Annotated in this window: 15 protein-coding genes and 1 riboswitch; of the genes, 12 read left to right on the forward strand and 3 right to left on the reverse strand. The window is 52.6% G+C overall.

Annotated elements, in window-relative coordinates; genetic code table 11:
* The coding region (locus AC6CHQ_RS14610) for a nuclease-related domain-containing protein (protein ID WP_498081947.1) at positions 1-528 on the reverse strand (528 nt) is incomplete at its 3' end.
* 344 nt (positions 529-872) lie between these two features.
* Here AC6CHQ_RS14610 and AC6CHQ_RS14615 point away from each other — a divergent pair.
* The 7 genes from AC6CHQ_RS14615 (at position 873) to AC6CHQ_RS14645 (ending at position 10,771) form a co-directional block, all read left to right on the forward strand.
* Positions 873-1,391 carry a sigma-70 family RNA polymerase sigma factor gene (locus tag AC6CHQ_RS14615; RefSeq protein WP_251239814.1) on the forward strand — a complete coding sequence of 173 codons (519 nt, stop codon included), beginning with the start codon at positions 873-875 and terminating at the stop codon, positions 1,389-1,391.
* Positions 1,384-2,688: a DUF4179 domain-containing protein gene (locus tag AC6CHQ_RS14620; RefSeq protein ID WP_498081948.1), complete on the forward strand. Its 1,305-nt coding sequence runs from the start codon at positions 1,384-1,386 to the stop codon at positions 2,686-2,688. Before AC6CHQ_RS14615 ends, AC6CHQ_RS14620 begins: the two co-directional genes overlap by 8 nt.
* A gap of 131 nt (positions 2,689-2,819) precedes the next feature.
* Positions 2,820-4,718 carry an ATP-dependent DNA helicase gene (locus tag AC6CHQ_RS14625; protein WP_498081949.1) on the forward strand — a complete coding sequence of 633 codons (1,899 nt, stop codon included), beginning with the start codon at positions 2,820-2,822 and terminating at the stop codon, positions 4,716-4,718.
* 211 nt (positions 4,719-4,929) lie between these two features.
* Positions 4,930-8,553, forward strand: coding sequence for a dynamin family protein (locus tag AC6CHQ_RS14630; RefSeq protein WP_498081950.1), 3,624 nt, complete (start codon positions 4,930-4,932; stop codon positions 8,551-8,553).
* Positions 8,550-9,377 carry a sulfurtransferase gene (locus tag AC6CHQ_RS14635; protein ID WP_498081951.1) on the forward strand — a complete coding sequence of 276 codons (828 nt, stop codon included), beginning with the start codon at positions 8,550-8,552 and terminating at the stop codon, positions 9,375-9,377. Before AC6CHQ_RS14630 ends, AC6CHQ_RS14635 begins: the two co-directional genes overlap by 4 nt.
* Before the next feature lie 93 nt (positions 9,378-9,470).
* Positions 9,471-10,175, forward strand: a complete 705-nt coding sequence (locus AC6CHQ_RS14640) for a DUF421 domain-containing protein (protein WP_498081952.1) — start codon at positions 9,471-9,473, stop codon at positions 10,173-10,175.
* Entirely contained in the window at positions 10,172-10,771 is a 600-nt protein-coding gene (locus AC6CHQ_RS14645) for a metallophosphoesterase family protein (protein ID WP_251239820.1), read from the forward strand. The genes AC6CHQ_RS14640 and AC6CHQ_RS14645 overlap by 4 nt, the downstream gene beginning before the upstream one ends.
* A 90-nt stretch (positions 10,772-10,861) precedes the next feature.
* Here AC6CHQ_RS14645 and AC6CHQ_RS14650 read toward each other — a convergent pair whose 3' ends face one another.
* On the reverse strand, positions 10,862-11,248 hold the full coding sequence (locus AC6CHQ_RS14650; RefSeq protein WP_424237978.1) for a reverse transcriptase-like protein: 387 nt from the start codon (positions 11,246-11,248) through the stop codon (positions 10,862-10,864).
* 100 nt (positions 11,249-11,348) lie between these two features.
* Here AC6CHQ_RS14650 and AC6CHQ_RS14655 point away from each other — a divergent pair, with 100 nt between their 5' ends.
* Positions 11,349-11,537: a zinc-finger domain-containing protein gene (locus AC6CHQ_RS14655; RefSeq protein WP_498081953.1), complete on the forward strand. Its 189-nt coding sequence runs from the start codon at positions 11,349-11,351 to the stop codon at positions 11,535-11,537.
* Between the two features lie 39 nt (positions 11,538-11,576).
* On the opposite strand, the gene AC6CHQ_RS14660 is transcribed toward AC6CHQ_RS14655, so the two are convergent.
* The gene (locus tag AC6CHQ_RS14660; RefSeq protein WP_092048584.1) at positions 11,577-11,786 is read right to left on the reverse strand and encodes a cold-shock protein; all 210 of its coding nucleotides are present in this window, start codon (positions 11,784-11,786) and stop codon (positions 11,577-11,579) included.
* Positions 11,787-11,980: 194 nt separating this feature from the next.
* Here AC6CHQ_RS14660 and AC6CHQ_RS14665 point away from each other — a divergent pair, with 194 nt between their 5' ends.
* From AC6CHQ_RS14665 to AC6CHQ_RS14680, 4 genes are all read left to right on the forward strand, one after another.
* On the forward strand, positions 11,981-12,703 hold the full coding sequence (locus AC6CHQ_RS14665) for a gamma-glutamyl-gamma-aminobutyrate hydrolase family protein (protein ID WP_251239823.1): 723 nt from the start codon (positions 11,981-11,983) through the stop codon (positions 12,701-12,703).
* A gap of 126 nt (positions 12,704-12,829) precedes the next feature.
* The gene (gene fabI, locus AC6CHQ_RS14670) at positions 12,830-13,609 is read left to right on the forward strand and encodes an enoyl-ACP reductase FabI (RefSeq protein ID WP_285859170.1); all 780 of its coding nucleotides are present in this window, start codon (positions 12,830-12,832) and stop codon (positions 13,607-13,609) included.
* A 142-nt stretch (positions 13,610-13,751) separates the two neighbouring features.
* Positions 13,752-13,887: riboswitch (FMN riboswitch) on the forward strand.
* A gap of 520 nt (positions 13,888-14,407) precedes the next feature.
* Positions 14,408-15,052 (forward strand): riboflavin synthase, encoded by a 645-nt coding sequence (gene ribE / locus AC6CHQ_RS14675; protein ID WP_498081954.1) that lies wholly within the window; start codon positions 14,408-14,410, stop codon positions 15,050-15,052.
* A gap of 17 nt (positions 15,053-15,069) precedes the next feature.
* Positions 15,070-16,263, forward strand: coding sequence for a bifunctional 3,4-dihydroxy-2-butanone-4-phosphate synthase/GTP cyclohydrolase II (locus tag AC6CHQ_RS14680; RefSeq protein ID WP_498081955.1), 1,194 nt, complete (start codon positions 15,070-15,072; stop codon positions 16,261-16,263).
* The last annotated feature ends 3 nt before the right edge of the window (positions 16,264-16,266 follow it).

Genomic DNA, 16,266 nt, shown 5'->3' on the forward strand with positions numbered 1-16,266 from the left:
AAATGGGTCATAGGTTTCTTCCTGGCTGCGAAGTGATGAAGCGATCCAGTCAACTATTGCTTCATCAATTATAGCGGGTCGGTCTGTTAGTTCATTGTGTAAAATATCCGGAATTTCACGGATGAAGTGGACCGGCAGTCCTGCTTCAAACCTGGGCACGGCATACCTGGAAGCCAGGCATACCGCTCCGACCACAGGAATCTGGATGTTTTGTGTAAGCAGCCAGTAGGTTAAAGTATCCACCGCGAAGTTCAGTTGGACAAACGGGGATTGGAAGTAGCTGACTTTGCCGTCCTGTGCCGTCCGTTTTAGCAGGGCGGGTTGCTGTTCCAGTTCAAGCGTACCGCTGATGTTTTTCACTTCAAGGATAAAAGCGAATTGTATTGTAATCACAAGTGTATCAATCTGAACGGAATCCTCACCCAAAACACGAACCGTCAGATCACGAAGAATCCGGGAGCCTTTGGGAAGATGGGCCCGCCGGAGCATTTGATCAGCTCGGAGTTCACCTTCGTAGCCGTAACGCATGTTGGTCATCTCCGCAAGAGCATCACTATACTTTGGAGTTTGATCCGTCATTCTCTGGAGCATGCGTTCTGTTGCATACAGGAAAGAGGATAATTGCGATCAGACATCCCATCACCTCCTATTCCGTATTACAACCGGCACAATGGGAAAAAGCAAATCCCCATTTTTCAAATTCAACCTCCAAATTCACCCTAATTTCAAATTTTACAGCTTCTTATAATCGGACAAACCCCGCCCCACGGCACTTCCCGAAAAAACAATTTCAAATTTCACCAGTTTCCCTTGAACTTTTCTCGGTTTCGCCTGTCTAATAAGTACAGAGATATTGGAAGCGGGGGAAGGCCATGGAAGAAAGAGAGCTGGCTGAGCGCTCAATCAGGGGAGATGCAGAGGCGTTCGTCCAGCTGATGGAGCTGCATAAGGTGTCGCTGTATCGTACGGCGTACGCTTTCCTTAAATCAGAGCATGCCGCTGTGGAAGCAGTGCAAGAAGTGACGGCGAGGGCTTTCCGCAATATCAGGCGGCTGAAAGAGCCCACATACGCGAAAACATGGCTGACACGGATCATGATCAACTACTGCCAGGATGAACTGAAAAAAGCGAGGCGTGAACCTGTCACCGACCGGATGCCGGAAAGCGTCGCTCATACCGGTGACGACCTCCTTATTCTTGAGGAGGCACTTCGCACCCTGCCTGATCCGTCGCGTCGGCTGATCCAACTAAAGTATTTTGAGGACATGAAGATCAAAGAAATCGCGGAAATCGAGAAAATTCCGGAGGGCACTGTTAAATCTCGCCTTAACAAAACGCTGAAGTCATTGCGGGATTTCATATACGGGAAGGGAGGGCACACAGATGACTGAGCGTGAAGAAGATCAGCTTCGGAGCATGAAGGAACAGCTGGATCAGATTCCGATTCCGGAAGAAGCTCTGTCGGATGCGATCAGGGCGGGTGTCCGGGAGGCGGAGCAGCAACGTATCCGTAAAAGAAAGGCCCGACGCTTCATCTGGCCGGCAGCAGCCGTTGCTGCCCTGTTGCTGGCCTTTGTGATGACCATCAGGGTCTCGCCGGCATTTGCCCACGCCGTTTCCAGCCTCCCGGGCATGTCGCAGATTGTGGAGATGATTCAGTACGACAAAGGTATGAAGGCGATCATTGCCAACGACTATTATGAAGAAATCCATGCGACCGACTCGGACGGAACCGTCACAGTCACCTTAAACGGAGTGATCGTCGACCAGTCCGGGATGGTCATTTCCTACACGGTTGATTCAACAACCGGTATGAAAGATCCGCAGATTGACGAGATTGAACTTTATACTGGAAATAAACTGCTCGAACACCAGGGCATCAGCTTCAACTATCCGTCTGAAGACGGAAAGATGAGCAATGAACAGCTGATCCAATACAACTTTACTGAACCGCTGCCGACTGATCGCCGGGAATTCGAGCTGAAACTCAGTATCGGGGATACGGAGGATCATCATTTCAGACTTCCGTTCACCATCCAAAAGCCTGTCGCAGAGGGTAAGGTATACGACCTGAACCGCTCCGTGACCATTCATGGACAAAAACTCACCATCGAATCCATCACTGTCCATCCGCTGAAGGTCACCGTGAGAATAAAGGAAGATCCGGACAATACGATGGACATCCTGCAGTATGAGGATCTCCGGATCGAGGACGGGGACGGGGAAGTGTGGAGCCGGATCACAAACGGAATGACTGCAACGCAGGATGAAGACGGCACTGATCTCTACTTCCTGCAGAGCAACTATTTCGAGCAGCCCGATCTGATGGTCTTCCGCATGAATCGTATGCAGGCCATCGACAAAACCGAAAAGCTTGTCGTGGATACACTAACCGGTGAAGTTCTAAAGACGCCGTCAGACGGGAAGCTTGCAGTGACGGAGCTGTCACCGACACTGGTTGAAACGCAGCTCCGGACGGGTCCTGAGTTCGGCTACGGATACCTTGGGAGTGCAGTTGATGCTAATGGCAAAACAATCGACCTTGCTTCGGGCGGTTCCTGGCATATAGGCGAATACAGTTACAATGACATGAGGTTCACAAACGGAGATTACATGAATCCGATCACCATCCATTTCTTCGCCTATCCGAATTACATCGAAGGCGACGTAACAATCCGGCTTGAATGAAACGGACAAACGGTGGGAAGCATAGACTTAAATGCTTCCCACTTTTTTCATGGCGTGCTATACTCATAAAATCGTGCATTTTTCCGCCTGAATGGAAAAATGCTTTCATTACGTTTACAGGGGGCTTTCGATTGAAACAGGCGATTCCGTTTGCATTGGACCGGGAGCGGTCGTTTTTTGAGTCACTCGACGACTGGATCGGCGATGTGCTGTACGATGAGCTGACCGAGAAGGGCTTTGACCTGCGCGATGAGCAGGTGTTCATGGCATTCCAGATTGGCCAGGCACTCAAGGACAAGTCGGTGTTGTTCGCGGAAGCGGGGGTCGGCACGGGCAAGACGATCGCCTACCTGCTGCCGGCGGTCGCCTATGCGCGATACACCGGGAAGCCCGCAATCATTGCATGTGCCGATGAGACACTTATCGACCAGCTGGTCAAGGAAACCGGTGATATCGGCAAGCTGGAGAAGGCGCTCGGACTGACAGTTGACGTCCGTCTTGCAAAGTCCCGTGAGCAGTATCTGTGCCTCAAGCGCCTTGATGAATCCAAAGGTGTAACGGACGTTGCCGATGACATCGACGCCAGCCTGCCGGACTTTGTACGGGGCCATGGTTCGATGATGCGGCTTGACCCGTATGGCGCACGCTCTGATTATCCGGATCTGTCCGACGAGGACTGGGGCTCGGTCAACTATCATCCGCTTTACCAGTGCGGTTCGTGCGAACTCCGTAACCGTTGCGGCCAGACACTCCACCGCAACCACTACCGGGCTTCGACCGACCTGATCATCTGCTCGCAGGACTTCTATATGGAACATCTCTGGACGAAAGAGTCCCGCAGCCGCCAGGGCCAGCTTCCGCTCCTGCCGGAATCCTCCGTTGTCGTCTTCGACGAAGGCCATCTTCTGGAATATGCAGCGCAAAAGGCGTTCACGTACCGCGTACAGGAGCGTACCATTGATACGGTATTGTCACGCATTATGGTCGATGGTGTCCGCGAGAAGACGCTGGTCCTCATGGAGGCGCTGATCGACCGTCACGCGGAACTGTTCCGCCTGCTGCATGAATCAGCACAAGGAGAGGGTGACCGCCGCGCGATCGTCCGTTCCAAGGCGATCGGCGATCATGCTGCGGCAGTCGTGAAGCTTGCCATCGATATCCTTGAAGAGCTCGTATTCGATTCTGACCTTTATGTCATCCCGGAATACGACTTGAAGATTGCAGAAGAATACCTTGAGCAATATATCCATTCAATGAAGCTTTTCTGCGAGAACGGGGAAGCGGTAGACTGGCTGGAAGATGAAAACGGTGATGAGACACTCGTCATCATGCCGCGTTTAGTGACGGATATGCTGGAGGAACTGTTATTCTCGAAGAAGATGCCAGTCATCTTCTCGTCCGCGACGATGTCGGTGGACGGAGACTTTTCTTTCCTTGCCGGTTCTCTCGGTATCCGTGATCACAAGTCCTTCTCCGTCGAGTCGCCGTTTGAGTACGATGAAGTGATGAAGATCAGGGTGACGGATGCTGCCGACAAAGCTTCTGAAGTTTTACGGCTTACAGAAGATGATGGACAGCAGTCACTCATTCTCTTCCGGTCAAAGGCTACAATGGATGCTTTCCGGAAAGCGACTGGTGGTGACCCTCGCTTCCTGTTCGAAGGAGACCGTGCACTGTCCGCGATGGTCCGTGATTTCCAGGAGGGCAAGGCACAGGTGCTGTGCTCCTGGCATCTATGGGAGGGACTCGATATACCGGGTGAGGCGCTGACCCGCGTCATTATTCACGATCTTCCGTACCCGCCGGACGACCCGCTTTTCGAAGCGAAGCGCCGGTTCGCTGAAGATGCCCACCGCGACATCGATCTGCCTTACATGCTTCTGCGTCTCAGGCAGGGCATCGGCCGTCTGATCCGTACGTCCGAGGACCACGGAGATATTCAATTGCTGCTCGATGAAAATGATCTGAAGGCTGAAGAAGACATCCTTAAGGTACTTCCCGTCCAGCCAGACAGCCTGCCTTCCGCATAATGCGGAAGGTTTTTTTGTGCGATTGGCAGGATAGCGGCAGGTAGGGGCTTCGCGCCGGCATGTCACGGATTAGCGGCGGCAACGCCTTAATCTTAGCCGGAGTCTCCCGGTTCCTAACCGGTGCTGCCCCAATTCCTTCTCCTCTGCCACGCTACAGTGAAAAAATGATATGATAGCACAAGAAAATAGAGACAGAGGAGATTTATGGCCTATGGCGCAAATTGCACAACAACACGAAACTTTAATCCGGCAGGCGGCTCAGCTGGCGGTGCTTTTCCGTGAGAACGGGGACCGTGAGCGCGCCGAAAAAGCGGAGCGTTTTGCTAGGAAACTGATGAAGAACGATTACATTGTCGGATTTGCGGGCCACTTCTCCGCAGGGAAATCAAGCATGATCAACGCCCTTACAGGCGTCGACATCCTGGCGACCGGGCCGATTCCGACAAGTGCCAATATCGTAAATGTACATAAAGCAGATGATGACTTCGCCATAATCCACCGGACGGACGGCGCGCCGATCCGCTTCACGGGAGATGTTGATGTCAGCTATGTAAAGGAATTCTCAAAAGACGGGCAGGCCGTCTCCGAAATCGAGGTCGGCCATATGGATTCAGCACTCCCGGAAGGCGTGACAGTTATGGACACACCGGGTGTCGACTCGACTGATGATGCACACCGTCTTTCAACAGAGTCATCCCTTCACGTGGCGGACCTGGTGTTCTATGTCATGGACTACAACCACGTCCAGTCAGGGCTCAACTTCACGTTCACAAAGAATCTGATGACCTATAACGAGAATGTATACCTGATCGTCAACCAAATCGACAAGCACCGCGAGACAGAGCTGAGCTTTGAAGACTTCAAGAATTCCGTACGGGAATCGTTCGCTTCATGGGGTGTCCACCCGAAAGGGATCTTTTTTACCTCCCTGCGCGAGCGTAACCTGCCGCATAATGATTTTGAGAAAGTAGAAACACTGGTCGCAACATCCATACAAAACCGTGAAGAGTCGCTCCTGGCATCAGGTGAAGGCACTCTACGGAAGCTTGCCGATGAACACATCCGGTTCCTGGAAGATGAGCGGGAAGAGCGAAAGGCGACTTATGCGGATGTCCTTTCGGAAGAAGAGTGGGGACGCCGTGAGGAGATCAAGAAAGAAGCTGCCGATGCTTCGAGGCGGGTCGAGCTGCTGTCACCGGAACGCTGGCAGGATGACTTTGAGTCCAAGCGGAAGGATCTCCTTGAAAATGCCGGGCTCATGCCGTTTGAAGTACGCGATCTCATGAAAGATTATCTGGAAGCACAGTCAAAGTCGTTCAAGGTCGGCTTCCTGTTCAGCGGGAAAAAGACCGAGGAGGAAAAGCAGCGTCGGGCGGAAGCAGTTCTTGCCACATACAGGAAAACAACGGACGCTCAGGTGGCGGTCCACCTTCGCGGCCTGATGAAGACGTCAGTCAGGGAAGCAGGTCTCCTTTCGGACGAAGAAGCGCTCCGGATCGACAGTATGGATTTTGTTCTGCCGATTTCGGTCATTGAAAGCCAGGTGCCGCAAGGGGCACTTGTTACAGGCGATACGGTGCTGAACTTCACGGAATCGGTGCGTCAGTCTACCATCCGCTGGTTTATCCGAGAAACTGACGAATGGAAAATTGAACAGACTGCACGGATTGCCGATGCGGCAAATGAACGGACGGATTCCGAGCTTCAGCAGTCTTCCGTGCTCAGCAGGAAGGCGGATGCAATCCGCGCCATCGAAGAGGCCGATAGCGAAATCACTGACTTCCGGAAATCTCTTGAAGCGCCGCCATCTGCATTAAAGAAGGAAGCAGGGCTGCTCGCCGGTAACTGGGAAGCCAAACAACGGACCTTAATGGAGTCGGTGATAGAATTTGATCCGTCAATGGCTCCCGGCAAGGAAGCGGAGCAGGAAGTGACATCAGAAGAATCCGTGCGTGAGGAAACTGGCCATGTGGATACCGAAGGGGCGATCCGCCAGGCGTCATTGATCGCTGAAAAGGTCCGGCCGATTCCTGGATTCCAGGAAACCGCGGATTACCTGATGCGTAAAGCGGACCGGCTCGGCAAACAGGATTTCACAATCGCTCTGTTCGGCGCATTCAGTGCCGGGAAATCATCGTTTTCAAACGCCCTGATCGGGGAATCGGTGCTTCCTGTGTCACCGAACCCGACCACTGCCGCCATTAACCGGATCCGTCCGGCAAGCGACAAACATGAAAGCGGCACCGCAGACATCCATCTGAAATCTCCGGACGCCATGACGGAAGACGTCACACGCGCATTTGCCCAGCTCGGCATGACCGTCCGCTCGCTCGATGAAGCGTTCCGGCAAGCCGACGATGCAATCGGAAAGGAAGACATCGAAGACGGAAAGCAGCTTCACCGCTCGTTTATCCGGGCATTCCGTGACGGGTATCCGGAACGGGGCATGCTGCTCGGGCAGACAGTCAATGTGGAAGAAGACGAGTTCCGCAAGTATGTCGCCGACGAAAGCCGCAGCTGCTTTGTCGAATCGATCGATTTCTTCTATGACTGCGAGCTGACGCGAAGGGGAATCACCCTCGTTGACACGCCGGGGGCAGACTCGATCAACGCCCGGCATACAGATGTCGCATTTGAGTACATCCGCAACGCGGATGCGATTCTGTTCGTGACGTATTATAACCACGCGTTTGCGGCAGCGGACAGGGAATTCCTCATCCAGCTCGGCCGGGTGAAGGATGCGTTCGAAATGGACAAGATGTTCTTCCTCGTAAACGCTATCGACCTTGCGGTAAATGAAGAGGAAGCGGACATGGTCAAGCAGTACGTCGGAGGCGAACTCCAGCGCTTCGGCATCCGCAACCCTCGGCTCTACGGTATCTCAAGCCTGCTTGCATTAAAGGAAAAGCAGGAGCAGTCGGACCTCGAATCCGGCATGTCGGAGTTTGAAAAAGCGTTCCATCACTTCCTTGGTGACGAACTGAGCGGCCTGGCCGTCCAGGCACTCAATGAGGAAAGCCGCAAGACAGCTGAGCGGCTCGGAGAACTCATCGAGCGGACAGAACGGAACCGGTCCAGAAAAGAGGAGCGGATGGAAGAGCTCCGCCGTTTTGAGCAGGAACTGCGGAAGCGTTACGCACAATCGGCTGCGCCGGTCATCCTGAATGACTCCAAGGCTGAGCTGGACGAGTTGCTGTACTATGTGCTCCAGCGCGTATTCTTCCGGTTCAATGAATTCTTCGGTGAAGCATATAACCCGGCAACATTCGCGGCCAAGCCGTCCAGGGAAGCCCTCTCCATTGCGCTGCGGGAAGCGCTCGATGCAGTAGGATTCGACATTGTCCAGGAAATGAAGGTCACTGACTTCCGGCTCATGAACTTTACCATCCGCAGGCTTGGCATGAGGTTCATCGAAGAGCAGCGGAAACTCCGGGACATGGATGCCATGTTCTCCATGACGCCGTACGAGCCCGAGGACAAGGCAAGCCTCGCATTCCCGGCGGTTTATCCGGATCCGAATAAGCACGCGTCGGTCAACCGTCTGTATAAGAATGACAAAGACTTCTTCGAGGGAGGCGGGCGTGATAAGCTCCGCGATGCACTGGAAGCAGTCGCTAAGAAGGATGCAGAGGCCTATGTGGAGAATGAGAAGAAGCGGATGATTGAAGACTTCACCCAGTGGACCGAACTGGAGACTGAAGGTCTCCGTCAACATCTGTTGCATGGTGCTCTTGCCCGCATCGCTTCGGAGAGGGAAGTTCTTGAAAAGACAGTGAATCTGCAGGAATGGAAAGAGGTATATGAAGCCATTTGCGAATTGGAGGGATCCAGGTGACGGACGTGTTCAAATCAGTGGATGATTTGTCTGGGGGCTATTACAAGCTGATCGATGCCAGGTTTTCGCTGGGTGACCCGGAAGCAGGCAGGAAAGCATATCAAGAAGGACATATTGCCGGGGCGGTTTACTGGGATCTTGAAAAAGACATGTCAGATATGGCATCGGACCGCGGACGTCACCCGATGCCTTCGCGTGAACAGCTTACTGAACTTTTCCGGCGGAGCGGCCTGTCCCTCGACGATCGGATTCTGATTTATGACGGTGGAGGCGAGCCGTTCGCCGCACGGGCTTATTTCCTTCTCCGATATGGCGGATTCACTCAGGCCTTCATCCTGGAAGAAGGGTTCAACGGTATGCGGACAGCCGGCTACCCGATTGACGCGGAGTCGTGCCGGCCTCATGTATCGGACGTGAAACCGGACTGGCAGGAACACCTTTTGGCGTCAAGAGATGACGTCAAGGTGATTTCGGAAGGCCTTGAAGGGGATGTCCTGCTGGATGCACGTGCTGCAGAACGTTATGCCGGGAAGCATGAGCCGCTGGACCCGGTAGCCGGACACATCCCGGGTGCCCGTAATTTCGACTGGACTCTCCTCAAAAAGGAAGGCCTATTCGATACAGGAGAAACAACGGAACAATCACTCAGGGGCACAGTAGCCGCTGATGAAAAAGTCACGGTGTACTGCGGGAGCGGCGTGACGGCCGCACCACTCTTCGCCATGCTGGACCATATCGGACACCAGGATCTGCGTCTCTACGTCGGGAGCTACAGCGACTGGGTATCCGACCCGGACAATCCGGTGGAGAAGGAAAACGACTGATCCGGCACATTGGCAGACTGTGCCAGATTTGAATAGATAGGAACAGGGTATCTACCGTGATAATGAAAGAATCATTGTCACGGAGGGATTACCTTGGATTATTTGCTGATTGCCGGGAAACTGGTCATCGGAATTGTGTTCCTGCTCACGATCATACGCATTCTTGGACGGAAGGAACTTGCGGAGATGACACCGTTCGATATTGTCTATCTCCTGATTTTCGGAGGGATTCTCGAAGAATCGGTCTATGATGACAAAGTGTCCATCTGGATGCTGATCTTTGCGCTCATTTTGTTTGGGATTATCGTATTCATCATTGAGAAAGTCGCGGAGAAGTCCGATAGGGCACGGGTGCTTCTCATGGGCACACCGGACTATATTATCAAGGACGGCAAGCTGAACACTAAGCGTATGGACCGCAATATGATGGAAATGGAGCAGCTCCGCATCATGTTGCGTCAACAGGGGATTTTTTCTCTGCGCGAGGTGAAGGACCTGATCATCGAGCCGGGCGGTTCCGTTTCGATCAACACATATGCCAAGTACAAGCCGGCAACCGTCGGCGACCTGAATATTGAAAAGCCGGAAGAAGACCCATCCGTCCTGCTGATCGATGGCGGATTCATCAAAGAGGATATGCTAGAACTGGTCGGCAAGAGCAAGCAGTGGCTCTATGACCAGCTTGCTGAATTGGGATATCATGATTCGGACAAAATCCTCTATTGCGAATGGTCTGAGACAGAGGGTTTCTATATCCGGACCTACGACGATACGACTGAGGCTGGGGGTAGAGAATGAGGTATGCGCTTTTGGGAGACATCCATTCATCCGTCGAGGATCTGAAGGATGTGTTGAACGATATCCAAAAACAGGCCCCGGGTGCCGAGCTGATCGGAACCGGCGACCTGTTTGAATGCATCATCAGCAAGAAGCGAGCGCCTTTCGAGCGTTTCAACAGGCTAAAGGATGTCATGCTGTTTTCTGATGAGCTGATCGACATGCTGACCTTTCCTTCGGTCCGGGGCAACCAGGAAGAGCGGATTGCACAAATCACCGAATCCGACGAGCCACTCCTGTTAAGAATCCGTACGATGGAAGAACGGATCGGAATTGAAAGAACTGCGGACGTGATCCACGGTCACCAATGGGAATGGGGAGGGGAGCCGTGGATGCCCGTCTTTCCTGAAACAGGACGTAATCTGATCTTTTATGGCCACAGTCATGAATCAGGCTTGACCATTGACAGCCAGGTGGAAGAGGTCGGTTTCGGTGTCCCGTATGATGTGACGAAGGGCCGGACATTTGTTAATGTCGGGGCTGTCGTCGGAGATCGCAATTGGGTGCTATACGACGCTGATGCAGGAACAGTTGTTTTCATGAAAGTTATGGACTAAAAAACGGAAGCCGGCAATGCAGACGCCGGCTTCCGTTTTTAATTTCTGCTCCGGGACGAATTCCCCCGTAGTGCCAGGCCATACTAATCCTTACTTCCTCCTGATGGCGGACCTTGCGAGCGCATCCGCAGCCCGATTCTGACTGTCGGGAATCCATTTAATGAAGAAGAAATCGAATTTGTCTGCGATTTGAAGCACCTGATTGAGCATATCCATATGTAAAGGGTTTTTCGCATATCGCTTTTCGACTGCGCTGACCACTGCCTTGGAATCGGAACGGACCGAAATCATCTCGGACGATAATTTCGATGCTTCTTCCACGCCTCTCACAAGTGCCAGGAATTCAGCCGTATGGTTGTCCAGCTCTCCTGCGGGCTCAGACACGCTCACTTCGTGCCCTTCGCCGCGGATAAATACCCCGATGCCCGCAGGTCCAGGGTTGCCTGCGGCCGCACCGTCGATATAGACTTCAAGCATCTTTAAGAACCGCCTTTCCTTCCGGTGCACATCCCAGCCGCTTGAAATGAGGACGGGAAGCCGGTACAATGTGGGAATCAGTAAACTGGAGTGAACGCTGTTGAATAAAATGGACCTGATACAGGGTATTGATGAACTGCTGGACCGCTATTGCGACGGCTGTTTCCTGAAAAAGCAGCTCCGTTCGGAACAGGGCAAAGCGACTGCACACCGCTTTTGCATCAAACAGTGCACCGTCGGAGAGCAGCTGCGCTTTCTCGGATCTGAACTGAATAAGCTCGGACAATGAAAATCCCGCTCTGCAATTGCAAAGCGGGGTTTATTTGTTTCATTGTGCGTCTAATTTCACGACATTTGCGGCTTGGGGACCACGATTGCCTTCCACCACTTCAAATGAAACGGTTTCGCCTTCATCGAGGGTTTTGAATCCGTCACCGGTAATTCCGGTGTAGTGCACGAAGACGTCCTCGCCGTTATCAAGTTCAATAAATCCGTAGCCCTTTTCATTGCTGAACCATTTCACCTTGCCCTGGTACATGCCCATCCCTCCAAAGCACAAATGTCTTTGTCCAGCATGGCCGGAACTACTCTTCAATATACAGGAATCGACAGTGAGCGTCAATGGACGTGCGAATATTCCGAGGAATCAGGGTTTTTTTACTAGTTTAATGTATGCCCATAAACGGGAACTTCAATATCATCATACACAAACCAAGAAAGTAGTTGATTGATATGAAACCGATTATCGGCATTACCGCTCAACAGCAGGAAAACCTATATGACTACAAGTTACAACCAGTCTATCCGGAAGTCGTCATTCAAGAAGGCGGCATCCCGATCATGCTGCCGATCGTCCCTTCAGACCAGTTGGATGAAGTTCTGGACCTTGTTGACGGGGTGATCATGACCGGCGGATGGGATATCGACCCTGATCTGTACGGAGAGGAGACCATGCCGCAAACCGGCCAGCTAAACTTCGAGATGGACGAGTTCGATTCTTGTGTCATCAAAAATATACTGGCACGGGATATGCCATTTTTCGGGACATGCCGTGGCGCACAGATGCTCAATGTCATGACCGGTGGAACGCTGTATCAGTGTATCGAAGAGCAGCTGGATGAGCCGCTTAAACATAAACAGGAACATGGCAGGGAGCATCCGGTCCACCATGTGGACATTGTCGGAGGCGAGATATTGCCGCCGCTTTTCCCGGGAGGCCGGACTAGGGTCAACTCTTCCCATAGTCAGGGGATCAAAACAATCGGTGAAGGTGTGGAGATTGCGGCGCAGTCTCCGGACGGCCTGACCGAAGCCATCGAATTGACAGACAAGCGGTTCGTCCTGGCCACACAGTGGCATCCGGAAAATTTTGCGCTAAAGGGCCATGAGCCTTCCAAGGCCATCATCGATAAATTCATCAAGGCTGCTGCAGATTACAAGAATAGTAAATCGTGATCGAGTTCGCACCGGACAACCGGTGCTTTTTTTATTTCTTCTGCACCCCGGTACAGCTTCCTGTGATATACTTTCGTTAGCACCAGATGCTAATGACTGGTATTAATCGTCCGGGAGGTATTCAGAATGGGAGATCTGCTGAAACTTGAAGGTAAAAACATTGTAATCATGGGCGTTGCGAACGAACGCAGCCTTGCTTGGGGTGTCGCCAAGCAACTGCAGGAAACAGGGGCCAACCTGATTTTCACGAATCGCCAGGAACGTTCCCGCGCTAAGCTTGAGCGCGCTCTGGACAAGCAAGGATATGAAGCACGTCTAATTGTCCAGTGTGACGTGAATGATGATGAAAGTGTCAAAGAAGCTTTCCGCGCCATTGGTGAGGAAGTCGGAACGATCCACGGAATCGTTCACTCGGTGGCTTTCGCAAAGGCTGAAGACCTGAAAGGGGACTTTGTCGAGACATCCCGTGACGGCTATGCATTTGCCCAGGATACGAGTGCGTATTCACTGGTGGCAGTGGCACGTGAAGCGAAGCCTTATATGACTGAAGGCGGAGCGATCGTAACGATGACTTATCTAGGAGCGGAGCGCGTACTGGACGGCTATAATGTCATGGGCGTCGCAAAGGCGGCGCTAGAAGCATCGGTCCGCTACCTTGCAAACGATCTGGGTAAAGACGGCATTCGCGTCAACGCACTTTCTGCAGGGGCTATCCGCACGCTTGCGGCAAAAGGGGTACCGTCATTCAACACGATTTTGCACCAAATTGAAGAAACTGCCCCGCTCAAGCGTAATGTCGACCAGCGGGAAGTCGGCGATATGACTGTTGCACTCTTGTCCAACATGGGAACAGGCGTGACAGGTGAAGTTATCTATGTCGACGGCGGCTATCATATTATGGGGTAAATGCCCATGAGACCGGAAGGCCACTTGCCTTCCGGGTTTTTGTTTCCACGGACCCTCGATCCTTGGTTCAAATGTACTGAAACATAAATTCCCTCTTGTACTGCTGATTTTATTATGAAACAATGACTGCATACTTGAATAGGCAATCCTTCGGGGCGGGGTGAAATTCCCCACCGGCGGTGATGGGCGCATGCCCTCAGTCCGTGACCCGTATTCGTACGGTGGACCTGGTGCAACTCCGGGACCGACAGTTAAAGTCTGGATGGGAGAAGGAGCCGCGTTTGAACACGACAGTGTTCAGCGTTTATTTAGCTATGCTTTCAAGCCCCGTATCTTTTTTGATACGGGGTTTTCTGTGTGATTGCGATAGAAACAGGCTGAGTACAAAAAAGAAAGGAGCCATAAATTTGTATGTTGAGCCCTACATGAGGACCATACTTTTGCCCGGCAAGTTAATGAAAACGGGCATCCCGCTTATTGAGAAATACATCAAGCATTTTGACTGCTACAGTCGCACTGAGACACGAGGCAACACCGATGAGTCCGCCGCATCAGCCGTCGGCAGGACCGAACGCTCTCACACAAGAAGATTAAGTCAACGGCGTATCAGCCGTATCCGTACCTGCCTGACAAGGCCTGCCTCTCTCCACAATCTCTCTCCTGACCTCCCGTCTGCCCCGCGGAGGAAACATTCCCATTCAAGTTATACCGGACACGGATCTCCTGATACCGGTCCCTTCAGATATCGTATGGAACTTCGGTACTGCGACGATCCGGCGCTGCAGAAAGGATGATTTGATGTTCACTGGAATCATTGAAGAAATTGGTACGGTCCGCTCCGTGACACCAGGACGGGATGCGGCGACACTGAAAATCGGAGCCTCGGTCGTCCTTGAAGATGTTCGGCTCGGCGACAGCATCGCGGTCAACGGTGTATGTGTGACCGTTACAGGCTTTACCAGACATGCATTTACGGCAGACCTCATGCCGGAGACTTTAAAGGCGACGTCTCTTGCGACCGTGATATCCGGTACACCTGTTAACCTTGAGCGCGCTCTCAGAGCCGATAGCCGTTTGGGTGGCCATATCGTTTCGGGTCATATCGACTGCACTGCGGTGATCCGATCAAAACGGACTGAAGGCAACGCAATATACCTGGATCTGACGATTCCAAATGAGTATTCGACCTACCTGATCCAAAAAGGTTCGGTTGCGTTGGACGGGACTTCGCTGACTGTTTTTGAAGCCAGAGAAGATTCGATCACCGTATCGCTCGTCCCGCACACGCAGGCCGTTACTATCCTCGGATCCAAGAAACCGGGTGACCGGGTCAATCTGGAGTGTGACATTCTGGCCAAATACGCGGAGAGGATGCTGCAGCCATTTGCCGGACAGAAAAACGGAGTCACATTCAATACACTGCAGGAAAACGGGTTTGCATGATGAAAGGGGAGAACACAATGTTTTCGACAATTGAAGAAGCATTGCAAGACCTGAAGGCGGGCCGTCCCGTAATTGTAACTGATAATGAGGACCGGGAAAATGAGGGGGACCTGGTGTCCATCGCGGAACTGGCTGATGCGGAAATCGTGAACTTCATGGCAAAGCATGGCCGGGGGCTGATCTGCATGCCCATCACAAAAGATAAGGCGTCTGCCCTTCGTCTTCCTCTGATGGCTGCTGAGAACACCGATTCTTTTGGCACCGCATTCACTGTCAGCATCGACCATGTCACGACGACTACAGGCATCAGTGCCGAGGAACGCGCGGAGACGATCCGCAGTGCAATGGATCCCGCTGCTCCTGCGGATGATTTCCGCAAGCCAGGGCATATCTTTCCGCTCATCGCTAAAGACGGAGGAGTACTGGAACGCCCCGGGCATACAGAAGCGGCCGTAGATTTGGCCCGGCTTGCCGGGCATTCTCCGGGCGGCGTCATCTGCGAGATTATGAATGACGACGGCACAATGGCCCGGCTTCCCGAGCTCACAGTTATGGCAGAGAGGTTCAGGCTCAAGCTGATTACGATCCAACAATTGATCGAGTATCGGAAAACGCAGGAATGCTTGGTCTCCCGGGAAGCAGAGATCAGGCTGCCTACCGATTTTGGAGAATTCCGGTTGATTGGCTATACCGAGCGGCTGACCGGGCAGGAGCATCTTGCTTTGATCAAAGGCGAAATCCCTGAAGACGGTCCCGTCCCCGTGCGCATCCATTCTGAGTGTATGACCGGCGATGTTTTCGGCTCCAGCAAATGTGACTGCGGCCCGCAGCTTCATGCGGCGCTCATGCAGATGCAGGAAGAGGGGCAGGGGATCCTGCTTTATATGAGACAGGAAGGCCGCGGCATCGGCCTCATTAATAAGCTAAAGGCGTACAGTCTTCAGGAAGAGGGCTTGGACACCGTTGAGGCCAACGAACGACTCGGTTTCCCGGCCGATATGAGGGATTACGCGATTGCGGCACAGATACTGAAGGACTTGGAAGCCGGAAGTATTCGCCTGATGACAAACAACCCAAGAAAAGTGGATGGGCTCACCCATTACGGTATCCGAATTGTAGAGAGGCTGCCGATCGAGACTGAGCCAATACCGGAAAATCACCGATATTTAAATACTAAAATGGAAAAACTGGGGCATCTGCTCCATGTTTGAGGA

Source organism: Bhargavaea sp. GQ12, from assembly GCF_059758705.1.

What these genes read in the sequence shown, in the direction of transcription:
- AC6CHQ_RS14615 (WP_251239814.1), top strand. Translation starts at nt 873, where the DNA reads ATGGAAGAAAGAGAGCTGGCTGAGCGCTCAATCAGGGGAGATGCAGAG.
- AC6CHQ_RS14620 (WP_498081948.1), top strand. Translation starts at nt 1,384, where the DNA reads ATGACTGAGCGTGAAGAAGATCAGCTTCGGAGCATGAAGGAACAGCTG.
- AC6CHQ_RS14630 (WP_498081950.1), top strand. Translation starts at nt 4,930, where the DNA reads ATGGCGCAAATTGCACAACAACACGAAACTTTAATCCGGCAGGCGGCT.
- AC6CHQ_RS14645 (WP_251239820.1), top strand. Translation starts at nt 10,172, where the DNA reads ATGAGGTATGCGCTTTTGGGAGACATCCATTCATCCGTCGAGGATCTG.
- AC6CHQ_RS14650 (WP_424237978.1), bottom strand. Translation starts at nt 11,248, where the DNA reads ATGCTTGAAGTCTATATCGACGGTGCGGCCGCAGGCAACCCTGGACCT.
- AC6CHQ_RS14660 (WP_092048584.1), bottom strand. Translation starts at nt 11,786, where the DNA reads ATGTACCAGGGCAAGGTGAAATGGTTCAGCAATGAAAAGGGCTACGGA.
- AC6CHQ_RS14665 (WP_251239823.1), top strand. Translation starts at nt 11,981, where the DNA reads ATGAAACCGATTATCGGCATTACCGCTCAACAGCAGGAAAACCTATAT.
- fabI (WP_285859170.1), top strand. Translation starts at nt 12,830, where the DNA reads ATGGGAGATCTGCTGAAACTTGAAGGTAAAAACATTGTAATCATGGGC.
- ribE (WP_498081954.1), top strand. Translation starts at nt 14,408, where the DNA reads ATGTTCACTGGAATCATTGAAGAAATTGGTACGGTCCGCTCCGTGACA.
- AC6CHQ_RS14680 (WP_498081955.1), top strand. Translation starts at nt 15,070, where the DNA reads ATGTTTTCGACAATTGAAGAAGCATTGCAAGACCTGAAGGCGGGCCGT.